The following is a 13,142-nucleotide window of genomic DNA, read 5'->3' on the forward strand; positions in this document are numbered from 1 at the left end:
AGGAGTCCTTCATGCATGCAACAACCCCCGTCACTATCCACCGCCTACTGGCCGCTGCCGCTCTCACCTTGGGTCTGGCCGGAGCCGCCAACGCCGAATCCTTGCCCGGCAAGGGCATTCAGGTACAGCCGCTCAAAAGCTCAATCGCCGAAGAAACATTCCAGACCCAGCTGGTCATGAAGGCCTTGGAGACACTCGGCTACGACGTCCAACCCATCAAGGAAGTGGAATACCCCACGGCCCACATCGCCATTGCCAATGGCGACGCCACCTTCATGGCCGACCACTGGAACCCCATGCACGCCGACTTCTACAAGAACGCCGGTGGCGACGACAAGCTCTCGCGCAAAGGCGTGTACTCGGACCATGCCGCGCAGGGTTACCTGATCGACAAGAAGACCGCCGACCAATACAGGATCACCAGCATCGCCCAGTTCACCGACCCGAAGATCGCCAAGCTCTTTGACGCCGATGGCGACGGCAAGGCCGACCTGACGGGCTGCAACCCGGGCTGGGGCTGCGAGGCCGTCATTGAGCACCAGCTCACCGCCTTCAAGCTGCGCGATGCCATCACGCACCAGCAGGGCAGCTACTCGGCATTGATTGCCGACACCATCACCCGCTACAAAGCCGGCAAGCCCGTGTTTTATTACACCTGGACGCCCTACTGGGTGAGCGCACAGCTCAAGCCTGGCAAGGACGTGGTCTGGCTGGAAGTGCCGTTTTCTTCGCTGCCCGGCGAGCAGGGCAAGCTCGACACCCAGCTGCCCAATGGCAAGAACTACGGCTTCGTGGTGAACAAGCAGCAGATCGTGGCCAACAAGGCCTTTGTGGAGAAGAACCCCGCCGCAGGCAAGCTGTTTGAAGTGATGCAGCTGTCGATCAACGACATCAACGCACAGAACAACCGCATGGCCCAGGGCGAGAACACCGCAGCTGACATCACGCGCCACACCGAAGGCTGGATCAAGGCGCACCAAAAAACCTTTGACCAATGGATCGCACAGGCACGTGCTGCTGCAAAATAAAGTGTTTTTTGGCACCTGGCGCTTATCCGAAAAGCGTCAGAAGCTATCAAAAACATAGCTATACAGAACCCCCTTCGCGCGAACCGATAGGGGCTTTTTTGTGCGCACTGCGCAGCAAGCAAGCCCATCATCCTGCGAATGCATTTCGAGCGGCCCAATACCAACACGGCAAATGTAAGGACGCAATACACAGGCTGGCAGCGCCTTGTCCGACAGATCCGCGTATACGGCCGGGTTATACCTTGGGGCGAGCCCCGACCGGATCCAGCGCATGCTTTGCACGGCGCACCCCAAAAGGGCATAAGCTGCCCCGAAGGACACCACACCATGCCGCCCACCTCTGCCCAAACCACCCCAGCGATGCCCCCGACACACAAAGGCTGGCGGGCCTGGCTGGCAGGCATCGCGGCCTTGTTGGCGACAGGCTGCTCGGGATTGCCGCAGGAAGTGGATCGGCCCGTCAGCCACGCCCTGACAGCGCCCTCCGGCACCACACTGGGCCGGCTGGTGCAGGAACGCCACAAGAGTGCGGGTGCGCGCTTCCCCTCCGGGTTCCAACTTCTCAGCGGCCCGCAGGCGGCCTACAGCAGCCGCCTGGCCTTGGTCGAGGCAGCCGAAAAAACACTCGACCTGCAGTACTACGCCATCCACGCCGACGCCAGCACCGAGCGCCTGTTGACCGGCGTCGTGGCCGCTGCTCGGCGGGGCGTGCGGGTGCGCGTGCTGCTGGACGATTTCCACAGTACCGGGCGCGACGCACAGGTGATGCGCCTGGCCTTCGAGCCCAACATCGAAATGCGCATGTTCAACCCCGTGCCCGGTGCACGCGGCTCGGGCTTGGGCCGCATGCTCAGCATGCTGGCGGACTTCAAGCGCATGCAGCAGCGCATGCACAACAAACTGTTCATTGCCGACAATGCCATGGGCGTGTCCGGCGGACGCAACCTGGGCGATGCCTATTTTGGGAATGCGGAAAGTGGCAATTTTGTGGACATGGACGTGCTGGCGGCCGGCCCTGTGGTGCAAGAGCTTTCGCGCAGCTTCGACAGCTATTGGAACAACCAGCGCGCCTACCCGGTGCAATCCCTCATCACACGCAAAGAGCTCGATGCCCTGCGCAGCAGCTTCGATGCGTCAGATGCGGCTACGCCCGCGACGCCCAACCCCACCACAGAGCCCCAAGGCCAACCCCAGGGCAGCGATGCCCAGCGTGCCTACATCTGGAACCAGGAACCCATGGACCTGGCCCAGGCGGGCCTGGTCTGGGCCCCCGCTGCAGTCCTGGTAGACCAACCGGCCAAGATACCCTCCGACGAGCCAAACGGTGCGGTACCGCTGCCCGAACGGGCCCCCTCCGGGGCATCGCCGTTGTCGATCACGGCGCGCAAAACGCCAGGCACCCCTGCGGCGGCTCCGGTAGCGGGCGATGCCGCCACAGACACGGTGGTCGATGGCCTGCTGCAGTTGATGGGCTATGCGCGCAAAGAGCTGCTCATCATTTCGCCCTACTTCGTGCCAGGCCCCGACATGCTCCAGGCCTTTGCCGCCGCACGTGCCCGGGGCGTGCGGGTGCGGGTGCTGACCAACTCCCTGGCGTCCAACGACGCCCCCATCGCACATGTGGGCTATGCACGCCACCGGCCCGAACTGCTGGCCATGGGGGTCGAGCTGTTCGAAATGCGCAGCGAACTTGCGGGCCTGCGCGGTGCCTTCAGTTCCTCGGGGAGCACGGGCGGCTCGCGGGCCATGCTGCATTCCAAATTGCTGGTGATGGATGAACGGTTACTGGCAGTGGGCTCCATGAACCTGGACCAGCGTTCGCAGCGGCAAAACACTGAAATTGCCCTGCTGATCCGCAGCAAGGAGCTATCGGGCCAGGTCACCGAGCGCATCAAACAGGCCCTGGGCGCAGTGGCCTGGGAGGTGACGCTCACCGAAGACCGGCAACTGCGCTGGCACGCCCCGCAGGGCAGCGACCTGCCCGACAGCCACACCGAGCCCGACACCAGCCTGCCCCTGCGGCTGATGCTCAGGCTGCTGGGGCCGCTGGCGCCCGATAGCCTGCTGTAGCACCCGTCTGCAAGGCGCTCAACCACAGGGTGATGGCCTTCTGGTCCGTCATGGTGCGCACCTGCTGGTAGGCCTGCTCAGCCTCGGGAAAGCGCCTGCGCAGCAGGTTGAGCCACTGCTTGAGCCGCCCGGCGCGCTGGCGCGGCTCCAGGTCGGCGCACACCAGCCGCCAGAAATCCATGAGATGCGGCACCAGGTCGGCCCACACCACGGTATCGCTCCCCGGGCGCCCGGCATCAAAGGCGCGCAAGGCGCGGGCCAGGCCCGGGTCGGCCACGATGCCCCGGCCCAGCATGAGAGCGTCGCAGCCCGACACCGCACGGCAGCGCTGCGCATCGTCCACGGTCCAGATCTCGCCATTGGCCACCACCGGTACCGATACTGCCGCGCGCAGGGCCGGAATATGCTCCCAATAAGCGGGCGGCCGGTAGCCGTCCTGCTTGGTGCGTGCGTGCACCACGATCTCGCAGGCGCCGCCGTCCTCCATGGCCTGGGCACATTCGCGCGCCAGGCTGGCATCGTTAAAGCCCAGGCGCATTTTGGCGGAGACCGGCATGTGCGCAGGCACCGCACGGCGCACGGCGGCGACTACGGTGGCAATGCGTTCGGGCTCCTGCAGCAAGGCGGCGCCCCCGCCATGGCGATTCACCACCTTGGCCGGGCAGCCGAAATTCAGGTCGATGCCTTCGGGCCCCAGCGCGGCCAGGCTGGCAGCGTTCTCGGCCATGCACACCGGGTCAGAGCCCAGCAGCTGCGCCCGCACGGGCACACCGGCCAGGGTGCGCCCACCGTGGAGCAGTTCCGGCACATAGCGCAGGAACACCTTGTCAGGCAGCAAGGTACCGGTAATGCGAATGAACTCGGAGACACAGCGGTCCACACCGCCCACGCGGGTCAGCACATCGCGCAGCACAAAATCGAGCAAGCCCTCCATCGGGGCAAGCAGCAACAAAGGTGCAGGTGCAGCAGGCACGAATATCAGAGGTAAATTGGCCTCTAACGCTTATCCAGAAAGCGTTAACAGCTACAAAATCAAGAGTCCATCAAGCGATGGCGGCCAGCCGCCACAGCGAGGTGACCTCCGCCGCGCGCGCTGCTTGCAGCGCGTCGCCCGATGCGGTGGCCTTGGCGTGCACGGGGCGCACATCGTGGCGCTCCAGCACACGCAGGCCACCCGCGGCCATCCACTCCAGCAGCTGTGCACGCGGGCGCAGGCCCAGGTGCTCAGCCAGGTCGGACAGCACCAGCCAGCCTTCGCCATCCGGCGTGAGGTGCGCCGCCAGCCCGGCCAGAAAAGCGCGCAGCATGCGGCTGCCTTCGTCGTATACCGCATGCTCGATGGGCGAGCTCGGCCGTGCCGGCATCCAGGGCGGGTTGCAGACAACGAGCGGCGCCTGCCCTTCGGGAAACAGGTCCATGTCCTGCAGCTCGACCTGCGCGGTGAGCCCCAGGCGCTGCAGGTTGTCCCGGGCGCAAGCCAGGGCGCGTGGCGCGTTTTCGGTGGCCACCACGCGGCGCACGCCTCGGCGGGCCAGCACAGCGGCGAGCACGCCCGTGCCCGTGCCAATGTCAAACGCCAGCGCCTTGGACGGCAGCGGTGTGTGCGCCACCAGGTCAATGTACTCACCGCGCACCGGGGAGAAAACGCCGTAGTGCGGATGGATGCGGTTGTTGGGCGCATCGCCCAGCGCGGCAATTTCCACGCCTTTTTTGCGCCATTCATGCGCGCCCACCACGCCCAGCAGCTCGCGCAGCGACACCACCTGCGCCTCGCCCGTGGCGGGGCCCCAGGCTTCGGTCAGCGCTTCTTTCCAGTCGGGGGCGCGGCGCAGCTGGATGCTGTAGTCACCTTCGACCCGGATCACCAGGGTGGAGAGCGTGCGCGCCCGCTGCGACTGCGCCTGGCGGTGCAAGTGAAACACCTCTTCGGGTGTGGATGCCGCAATTTTGGCGGCAGCACGGGCAGCCGCCTTGGGCGGCTTGTCCTCGATACGGCGCTGCAAGGCCTGCAGCATCAGCCGGGCGTTCTGAAAATCGCTGCGCCACAGCATGGCTGTGCCGGCGCAGGCCAGGCGATAGGCGGAGTCGGCGGACAAGGTGTCCATGGCCAGTTCCACGCGGCGCGGCGCCGGGGCACCGCTTTCGGAACGCCAGTGCGCCTTGCGTACCTCGCCCTGTTCGTTCCATTCGATCATGGGATCATCCTTTGTTGTCATGCCGCTGCGCGCCACCCGCGCCGTGTGAAACTGGCGCGGCCCAGGCCAACGGCCCCGCGCAAGGGCCGTCCCGACGCGCTGGGGGCGTCCCCCTTCCGCATCGCGCAGCGGTGCCAGAGAAGGGGGAAGGAGCGCAGCGACACAGGGGGTTTTTCCTAATTCAAGGGGCGCTTGAGGCGCACTTCCTCGATCTTCACGCCGCCGACCACCGCCGTCTTGGCCGTGGTCATTTCGCGCTTGAAGCCGGCAAGTTCGTGGAACCGGATCGCGCGCTCGTTGCGCAGCGGCACCCAGGCGGTGACATTCGTACAGCCTTCTTCCTGGAGACCGTCACGGGCGGCATCCCACAGGGCCAGGCCCACGCCTTTGTCCCAGTGCGTGGGAGCCGCGTAGATGGCCCAGATTTCACCGGTGGTGGGGCGGGATTTTTCGTCGCGCGACCGATCGAAACCGACGAAACCGACAATTTTTTCATCCTCGACGGCCACCTGGACCTGGGGCTCACAGAACTCGATGGCTTCACGCCAGTAGGTCTGGCGTTTTTCGATGGAGAGGGATTTCAACTGTTCCTCGGGCACCAGGCCTTGGTAGGCGGCTTGTGCGGCAAGGGTATGGATCTGGGCAATGGCTTTGGCATCGCGAAGCGTGGCGGGACGAACCTGGATACTGGACATGAGAAAACCGACCGGAATCGGACAACGAAAAAGAAAACGGAGGCGCATTGTCGCCGCAAACGCATTTGCCGCCTTTTCAGAGGCCTTGCGCACCGCCCATCGGCACCCCTGTGCACAGGGTGCCAAGGGCCTTTAAAGCCAGCGGCGCAGCAAACCCATGACCTGGTCGAAACGCTTGCCGTAGGGCGGGTAAAACAGCGATCCCATGGCCCAGCGCGACTGCACCAGCACCGACTTCTGGTGGCAAAAGCGCAGGTAGCCTGACTCGCCGTGGTAGGCGCCCCAGCCGCTGTCGCCCACGCCGCCAAAGGGCAGGTTGTCGTGCGCAATGTGCATGAGGGTGTCGTTCACCGTCACGCCACCGCTCACGGTGCGTGCGAGTACGTCATCGCGCACGCGGTCGTCGGCACCAAACCAGTACAGCGCCAGCGGGCGTGGCCCGGCGTTGATGTGGGCAATGGCGTCGTCGAGCCGCTCGTACGACACCACCGGCAGGATGGGGCCAAAGATTTCCTCCTGCATGAGCTGCATGCCCGAGGTGGCGCCGAACACCAGTACCGGTGCCATCTGGCGGCTGGTGCCGCCGTCTTGCACGGCTGCAGCCGGGTCGGGCGCGGCGCCCGGTGCGGGGTCCATGTTCTGCACGTCGGCGCCCTGCGTCTGGGCCTGCTGCAGCATGGTGCGCAGGCGCGCCAAGTGGCGGGGGCTGATGATGGAGGCGTAGTCCTTGTTGCCCGCGATGCGCGGGAACAGCCGCGCCACGGCAGCGCGGTAAGCGTCGGCAAATGCGCTCTCGCTGCCCCGGGGCAGCAGCACGTAGTCGGGAGCAATGCAGGTCTGGCCGGCATTGAGCAACTTGCCGTGCGCAATCTTCAGGGCAGCGTCCTGCAGGTCGCAACTGGTATCGATGATGCAAGGCGACTTGCCGCCCAGCTCCAGCGTGGTGGGTGTGAGGTTGGCTGCAGCCACCTGCGCCACTTTGCGGCCTACGGCAGTGGAGCCGGTGAACACCAGGTGGTCAAACGGCAGTGCGCTGAACGCCTGCGCCACCGCCGCATCGCCCTGCACGACACACACTTCGTCGGGGGCAAAAAACTGGGCGATCAGCAAACCCAGCTGCGCCGAGGTGTGCGGCGTGAGTTCGCTGGGCTTGATCATCACCCGGTTGCCTGCCGCCAGCGCAGTAATGGCCGGTGCCAGGGCGAGCTGCACGGGGTAGTTCCAGGGGGAGACCACGCCCACTACGCCGAGTGGCTGGCGCTGGATCATGGCGCTGGCAGGCTGCAGGTAGATGGGGGTGCGCACCTTTTGCGGCCGACTCCAGCGGTTGAGGTGCTTGAGCGTGTGCGAAATAAGGGTGCGCAGCACGAACATGTCGGCCACCTCGGTCAGCCGTTGCGAACGCACGCCAAAATCAGCCTCGACCGCTGCCGCCAGCGTGCCACTGTGCTCGTCGATGAGTTTGCGCATGCGCAACAGGCGTTCACGGCGCACCAGCAGGGGCACATTCACCTGGGCACGGCTGGCCTGGTACTGGGCGTCGAAGAGGGCTTGTAGATCGGCAGAGTTCATGGACGCATCATAGGGTTACGGAGGGAATCCGTGTTTAGAGGAACGGGTCTATCCCATCGGACAAAGCGCCGACCACCGCATCACTTTACGCCGGGTTCGCGCGGCTGCACATCGGTCACTTCGTCGGCCCCAGGCAAGGGCCGCAGATGCACAGGCAACGGCTCCTGTGGAGCCTCGGGTGCCGTACCCGCTGCGGCACGCCAGCGTGTGCTGGAGCGGTACACCGAACTCCAGCCTGCACGCGGGTCGATGCGCGTAGCCCAGGGCGTCACGGGGCGCCCCGTCAGCCGCGCCCACAGGGCGCGCAACCCCCACACCAAGGCCAGCACCAAGGCGGCGGCCAGCAGGCTTAAAAAGAAAACGACACCCACGGCCACCAGTACCAGCCGCAGCAGCAGGCGCAGTACATCGGTAAAAAAATCGCTCAAACCATCTCCTGACCGACCTTAAATAATAGAAAAAAGCCTCCAACGCCCGTCCATAGAGCGCCAGAAGCTATCTTTATAGTAGCAAAATCAACTCTTCTGCGTTGCGCTGAAGCGGAACACCCCTGGCTCCAGCACAGGGTCCACATCGACTGCAATCACGCTCTTGGGCAAAAACTTGCCTTCCAGCAGCAGCTTGGAGAGCGGGTTCTCGATGCGCTGCTGAATGGCACGCTTGAGCGGCCGTGCGCCAAACACCGGGTCAAACCCGACCTTGGCCAGCTCGGCCACCGCCGTCTCGGACACTTGCAGCTCCAGCTCCATCTTCGCCAGACGCGCCAGCAGGATCTGCAGTTGGATACGCGCAATGGATTCAATGTGCCCGGCATCGAGCGCGTGGAACACCACCGTCTCGTCGATGCGGTTCAAGAATTCGGGTCGAAAATGGTTCTTGAGTTCCCCCCAGACCGCTTCCTTGATGTCCTCCGAGTCCTGCCCCACCATGGCCTGGATCAGGTGCGAGCCAATGTTGCTGGTCATCACGATCACCGTGTTCTTGAAGTCCACAGTGCGGCCCTGGCCGTCCGTCAGGCGGCCATCGTCGAGCACCTGCAAGAGCACGTTGAACACATCGGGATGGGCTTTTTCGACCTCGTCGAGCAGCAGCACGCTGTAGGGCTTGCGGCGTACGGCTTCGGTCAGGTAACCGCCCTCTTCATAACCCACATAGCCGGGCGGCGCGCCGATCAGGCGGGCGACCGAATGCTTCTCCATGAATTCACTCATGTCGATGCGGATCAGGTGGTCTTCGCTGTCGAACAAAAAGCCCGCCAGCGCCTTGCACAACTCTGTCTTGCCCACACCGGTGGGGCCAAGGAACAGGAAGCTGCCCGTCGGGCGGTTCGGGTCGGAGAGCCCCGAGCGTGAGCGGCGAATCGCGTTGGCCACGGCAGCAATCGCTTCTTCCTGGCCGACCACACGCTCATGCAGCTTGGTCTCCATTTGCAGCAGCTTGTCGCGCTCGCCTTGCATCATCTTGGCCACGGGGATGCCCGTGGCGCGGCTCACCACTTCGGCGATTTCTTCAGCACCCACCTGGGTGCGCAGCAGGCGGTTGGGCGCGTGTGTGCCGTCACCAGCCTCTTTGGCTTGCGCTTCCTTGAGCTGCTTCTCCAGCTCTGGCAGCTTGCCGTACTGCAGCTCGGCCACCTTGTTGAAATCGCCTTTGCGCTTGAGTTCTTCAATCTGCAGCTTGACATGCTCCAGCTCCTCGCGCACATGCTGACTGCCCTGGGCCTGGGCCTTTTCGGATTGCCAGATTTCGTCGAGGTCGGCGATCTCTTTTTGCAGCGCAGTGATTTCTTCTTCGATCAAATCAAAACGCTTGAGCGAAGCCTCGTCCTTTTCTTTGCGCACCGCCTCGCGCTCGATTTGCAGTTGGATCAGGCGCCGGTCGAGCCGATCCATCACCTCCGGCTTGGAGTCGATTTCAATCTTGATTTTGGCCGCCGCCTCGTCAATCAGGTCAATCGCCTTGTCGGGCAGAAAGCGGTCGGTGATGTAACGGTGCGAAAGCTCGGCTGCGGCAACGATGGCCGGGTCGGTGATCTCCACGCCGTGGTGCAGTTCGTAGCGCTCCTGCAACCCGCGCAGGATGGCAATCGTCGCCTCCACCGTGGGCTCGCCCACGATGATTTTCTGAAAGCGCCGCTCCAGCGCAGCGTCTTTCTCAATGTACTTGCGGTATTCGTCGAGCGTCGTCGCGCCCACGCAGTGCAGCTCGCCACGCGCCAAGGCGGGTTTGAGCATATTGCCCGCGTCCATCGCCCCGTCGGCCTTGCCGGCACCCACCATGGTGTGCAACTCGTCGATGAAGACGATGGTCTGGCCTTCGTCCTGCGCCAACTCTTTGAGCACGGTTTTCAGGCGCTCTTCAAACTCGCCGCGAAACTTGGCACCCGCCAGCAGTGCGGCCATGTCGAGCGAGAGTACGCGCTTGCCCTTGAGCGAATCGGGCACCTCGCCCGCAATGATGCGCTGCGCCAGGCCTTCGACAATGGCGGTCTTTCCCACGCCCGGCTCACCAATCAGCACCGGGTTGTTTTTGGTGCGGCGTTGCAGCACCTGGATAGCGCGGCGGATTTCATCGTCACGGCCAATCACCGGGTCGAGCTTGCCCAGGCGGGCGCGCTCGGTCAGGTCGATGGTGTATTTTTTCAGCGCCTCGCGCTGGCCTTCGCCTTCGGCACTGTCCATTTTTTGACCGCCCCGCACCGCCTCAATCGCGGTCTCCAGGCTTTTGCGGCTCAATCCATTTTCCTTGGCGATGCGCGCTGCATCGCCCTTGCTGTCGATCAGCGCCAGCAAAAACAGCTCGCTGGCGATGAATTGGTCGCCTCGCTTGATCGCTTCCTTCTCGGTGGCCTGCAGCACGCGGCCTAATTCGGGCCCGCCCTGCACCTGGTCCTGCCCGGTCACTTGGGGCAGACGCTTGACAGCAGCATCCGCCGCCGCCAGCAAGCCGGGCACGTTGGCACCAGCGCGCTCGAGCAAGGCACGCGGCCCGTCGTCCTGGCGCAGCATGGCGGCGAGCAGGTGCACGGGCTCGATATAGGCGTTGTCGTTGCCCAACGCGAGCGACTGTGCATCGCTCAGGGCTTCCTGGAACTTGGTGGTGAATTTATCTATGCGCATGGCGGTGTCCTCAATCCCTTGGATTTGGTATGGCTCTCAGATGAGGACCACTGCAAACAATTCAAGCGCTGCAGCACACCGTGCCATGCGATTTCGCCCCCCGTGAATCACCATTGGCCAGCTCCGCCACACCCGCGGCAGTGTTCAGTCTGCCATGGTGGACTGCTGGGCGGCACGCAGGGCCGGGGCGCATCACAGCGGCGCAGCCGCCGCAACCTGCAGGCGCAGGCGCACGCCTTCGTACCCCGTTGATGCAATGCCCGTGCACAGATCGGCCCATTCGCAGCCCGCACACGCGCCACGTATATGGCCGCAGGTGAACGCCGTGCGCAAGCGCGCGAGCAAGGCAGCATCCAACAGCAGGCGGCTGTCGGCGCCCAGTAGGCCGCCCAGCAGCGGTGCCAGTTCTTGCACCGCCCGCTGGTCACGCACGCGCACACCCTCGCCATGGCAATGTGCGCAGGCCCCCTCGCTCTCGCACAGCGGGGCACAAATGGCATCGGGCCCATCCACCAGATCCATCGCCTCACCAGCAGCCAGGCGGCGGACGATGCCATCAAAGTTGTGCGCAAACTCGGGGCTGTAGCCTTTGCCGACGTAGGTCAGCATGCACAGCAAGTGGTGGGCGCGCAGCGCAACCGTCACGTGCCCAGCAGCCGGGTGCGTGCTGAGTGCCACAGTGCCAGCGTGGCGGCGCCCAGGGCCGACTTCACGACATCCCCCACGAGGAAGGGCAGCACGCCCAACTGCCAACCCTTGGCCGCACCGACCATTGCGCCCAGCCACGCGCCACCCAAGAGCAAAATCAAGGTGGTGCACAGCAGCATGGCCCCAAAGGCGCGCAGCGGGTGTGCACCATCCCAGCCGCGCGCAGCCAGCCAGCCCATCAGCACGGCCCCCAGCGGGAACGCAAGCAAATAGCCTGCCGTCGGGCCAAAGAAAGGCGCCAGCCCACCTTTGCCACCTGCCAGCACGGGCATGCCGAGCGCCGCCTCCAGCAGCCAGGCCAGCACGGTCAGACCGCCCAGGCGCCAGCCGTACAGCGCGCCCACCATCAGCACCGCAAAGGTTTGCAGCGACACCGGTACGGGCTGCATCGGGATGCTGACGTAGGACGAAGCAGTCAACACTGCCGTGCCGCCCAGGACCAGGGCCAGCTGGCGCGCCGCATGGGGAAGACGGGAGACTGGAACGGCGACGGCACTGGAAATATCTTGGGACATGGATTCCTCTGAAGTGGTAATGGAGACTCAGGCAGGGTGCAACACACCCCAACCCGCGAAGACCGGTGCAAGTATCGGCATCGCCACTTGAATTGTCAACTTTATGTATGTTTTTTTGTTTACGTAATTATTTATTCTGACCGGGCTGAAATTGCCCTGTACGTATCCTTGCCGCCTTCACGCAGTGCTCAAGTGCTGCCACTCCGCATGCCAGGCCGCTCCCACCGGACCTAAGGCACACTCTGCCCATGCAACCCGAACCGCCCGCCAGAGAACTGCTGCGCCAACTGGCTACCGGCAACGCTGTTTCTGGCGAAGTGCTCGCCACCCAGCTGGGCGTGACACGGGCCGCCGTCTGGAAACAGATCGCTGCTTTGCGGGCCCTGGGCGTACCCATCGAGGCACGCAGCCGCGCCGGTTACCGGATGCCCTGGCCCACGCAGTTGCTGCACCCCCCATCGATCGTTTCCAAGTTGGAGACGGCATTGGGTACACCCATCCACCTGCACTGGGAGCTGGATTCGACCCAGGACGAATTGGCACGCCTTCTGCCCGATGCACCGGACTTGACGGTGGTCCTGGCGGAGTACCAAACCTTGGGGCGCGGGCGGCGCAGCCACGGCTGGCTCTCGCCGCCGGGGCTGGGCATCACCCTGTCGTGCCTGAAGCGCTTTGCTGGCGGCCCGGCGGGGCTGTCGGGGCTGTCGATTGCCATGGGCGTGTGCGTGGTACAGGCCCTGGCCAGCGCCGGGGTGCCGGGGCTGCAGCTTAAATGGCCCAACGACGTGGTGACCGACCACGGCAAGCTGGCCGGCATCCTGATCGAAGTCAGCGGCGAATACGATGGCCCCAGCGTGGTGCGCGTGGGGGTGGGGTTGAACGTGCGCCTGTCGCCCGCCGTGCACGGCACGCTCGATCAGCCCGTGACCGACCTGGCCACACTGTGCGGCGGCACGCCGCCCGAGCGCAACGAGCTTGCGGCGCACATCATCAAGCATCTGCGCACCGGCCTGCTGCGCTTCGAGCACGAAGGCCTGGCACCCTTTGCGCAGGATTTTGCACACATGGACTGGCTGGCCGGCAAGCCACTCAACGTGCACAGCGCACACGCGATGCACTCGGGGATAGGACGTGGCATAGACGCACACGGTGCGTTGCGCGTGGAAATCGACGGCCACATCACATCCGCCTACAGCGACAAAGTGTCGGTACGCAGCCGGTCAGGGTGACACCTGGCGCT

The 13,142-nt window shown here is 64.5% G+C and carries 11 protein-coding genes; 3 read left to right on the plus strand and 8 right to left on the minus strand.

Going from position 1 to position 13,142, the window contains the following annotated elements; translation table 11 throughout:
* Positions 1–11 precede the first annotated feature (11 nt).
* On the plus strand, positions 12–1,028 hold the full coding sequence (proX, locus tag C8D04_RS08135; RefSeq protein WP_116004383.1) for a glycine betaine/L-proline ABC transporter substrate-binding protein ProX: 1,017 nt from the start codon (positions 12–14) through the stop codon (positions 1,026–1,028).
* Between the two features lie 360 nt (positions 1,029–1,388).
* Positions 1,389–3,098 carry a phospholipase D family protein gene (locus C8D04_RS08140; RefSeq protein ID WP_233521242.1) on the plus strand — a complete coding sequence of 570 codons (1,710 nt, stop codon included), beginning with the start codon at positions 1,389–1,391 and terminating at the stop codon, positions 3,096–3,098.
* Here the strand turns inward: C8D04_RS08140 and C8D04_RS08145 are convergent.
* From C8D04_RS08145 to C8D04_RS08180, 8 genes are all read right to left on the minus strand, one after another.
* Positions 3,058–4,032 (minus strand): tRNA-dihydrouridine synthase, encoded by a 975-nt coding sequence (locus tag C8D04_RS08145; RefSeq protein ID WP_116004385.1) that lies wholly within the window; start codon positions 4,030–4,032, stop codon positions 3,058–3,060. The genes C8D04_RS08140 and C8D04_RS08145 overlap by 41 nt on opposite strands.
* Positions 4,033–4,141: 109 nt before the next feature.
* On the minus strand, positions 4,142–5,293 hold the full coding sequence (locus C8D04_RS08150) for a class I SAM-dependent methyltransferase (protein ID WP_116006098.1): 1,152 nt from the start codon (positions 5,291–5,293) through the stop codon (positions 4,142–4,144).
* A 176-nt stretch (positions 5,294–5,469) separates the two neighbouring features.
* Positions 5,470–5,988 (minus strand): GNAT family N-acetyltransferase, encoded by a 519-nt coding sequence (locus tag C8D04_RS08155; protein ID WP_116004386.1) that lies wholly within the window; start codon positions 5,986–5,988, stop codon positions 5,470–5,472.
* 132 nt (positions 5,989–6,120) lie between these two features.
* Positions 6,121–7,560, minus strand: a complete 1,440-nt coding sequence (locus C8D04_RS08160; RefSeq protein ID WP_116004387.1) for a coniferyl aldehyde dehydrogenase — start codon at positions 7,558–7,560, stop codon at positions 6,121–6,123.
* An 80-nt stretch (positions 7,561–7,640) separates the two neighbouring features.
* Positions 7,641–7,988 carry a hypothetical protein gene (locus C8D04_RS08165; protein WP_116004388.1) on the minus strand — a complete coding sequence of 116 codons (348 nt, stop codon included), beginning with the start codon at positions 7,986–7,988 and terminating at the stop codon, positions 7,641–7,643.
* Between the two features lie 87 nt (positions 7,989–8,075).
* Positions 8,076–10,679 carry an ATP-dependent chaperone ClpB gene (gene clpB / locus C8D04_RS08170; RefSeq protein ID WP_116004389.1) on the minus strand — a complete coding sequence of 868 codons (2,604 nt, stop codon included), beginning with the start codon at positions 10,677–10,679 and terminating at the stop codon, positions 8,076–8,078.
* A 192-nt stretch (positions 10,680–10,871) separates the two neighbouring features.
* A complete protein-coding gene (locus tag C8D04_RS08175; protein WP_207780324.1) occupies positions 10,872–11,357 on the minus strand; it encodes a DUF1284 domain-containing protein in 486 nt (161 codons plus the stop codon).
* Positions 11,321–11,902, minus strand: coding sequence for a biotin transporter BioY (locus C8D04_RS08180; RefSeq protein ID WP_116004391.1), 582 nt, complete (start codon positions 11,900–11,902; stop codon positions 11,321–11,323). The genes C8D04_RS08175 and C8D04_RS08180 overlap by 37 nt, the downstream gene beginning before the upstream one ends.
* Before the next feature lie 248 nt (positions 11,903–12,150).
* Here C8D04_RS08180 and C8D04_RS08185 point away from each other — a divergent pair, with 248 nt between their 5' ends.
* Positions 12,151–13,131 carry a biotin--[acetyl-CoA-carboxylase] ligase gene (locus C8D04_RS08185; RefSeq protein WP_116004392.1) on the plus strand — a complete coding sequence of 327 codons (981 nt, stop codon included), beginning with the start codon at positions 12,151–12,153 and terminating at the stop codon, positions 13,129–13,131.
* Positions 13,132–13,142 lie beyond the last annotated feature (11 nt).

It is taken from the genome of Simplicispira sp. 125, assembly GCF_003096555.1.
In the GTDB taxonomy this organism is placed as follows: domain Bacteria; phylum Pseudomonadota; class Gammaproteobacteria; order Burkholderiales; family Burkholderiaceae_C; genus Simplicispira.

Bases quoted from the DNA above. Each gene is read 5' to 3' on its own strand.
- clpB (WP_116004389.1), bottom strand. From the start codon at position 10,679: ATGCGCATAGATAAATTCACCACCAAGTTCCAGGAAGCCCTGAGCGAT.
- proX (WP_116004383.1), top strand. From the start codon at position 12: ATGCATGCAACAACCCCCGTCACTATCCACCGCCTACTGGCCGCTGCC.
- C8D04_RS08155 (WP_116004386.1), bottom strand. From the start codon at position 5,988: ATGTCCAGTATCCAGGTTCGTCCCGCCACGCTTCGCGATGCCAAAGCC.
- C8D04_RS08160 (WP_116004387.1), bottom strand. From the start codon at position 7,560: ATGAACTCTGCCGATCTACAAGCCCTCTTCGACGCCCAGTACCAGGCC.
- C8D04_RS08145 (WP_116004385.1), bottom strand. From the start codon at position 4,032: ATGGAGGGCTTGCTCGATTTTGTGCTGCGCGATGTGCTGACCCGCGTG.
- C8D04_RS08180 (WP_116004391.1), bottom strand. From the start codon at position 11,902: ATGTCCCAAGATATTTCCAGTGCCGTCGCCGTTCCAGTCTCCCGTCTT.
- C8D04_RS08140 (WP_233521242.1), top strand. From the start codon at position 1,389: ATGCCCCCGACACACAAAGGCTGGCGGGCCTGGCTGGCAGGCATCGCG.
- C8D04_RS08185 (WP_116004392.1), top strand. From the start codon at position 12,151: ATGCAACCCGAACCGCCCGCCAGAGAACTGCTGCGCCAACTGGCTACC.
- C8D04_RS08150 (WP_116006098.1), bottom strand. From the start codon at position 5,293: ATGATCGAATGGAACGAACAGGGCGAGGTACGCAAGGCGCACTGGCGT.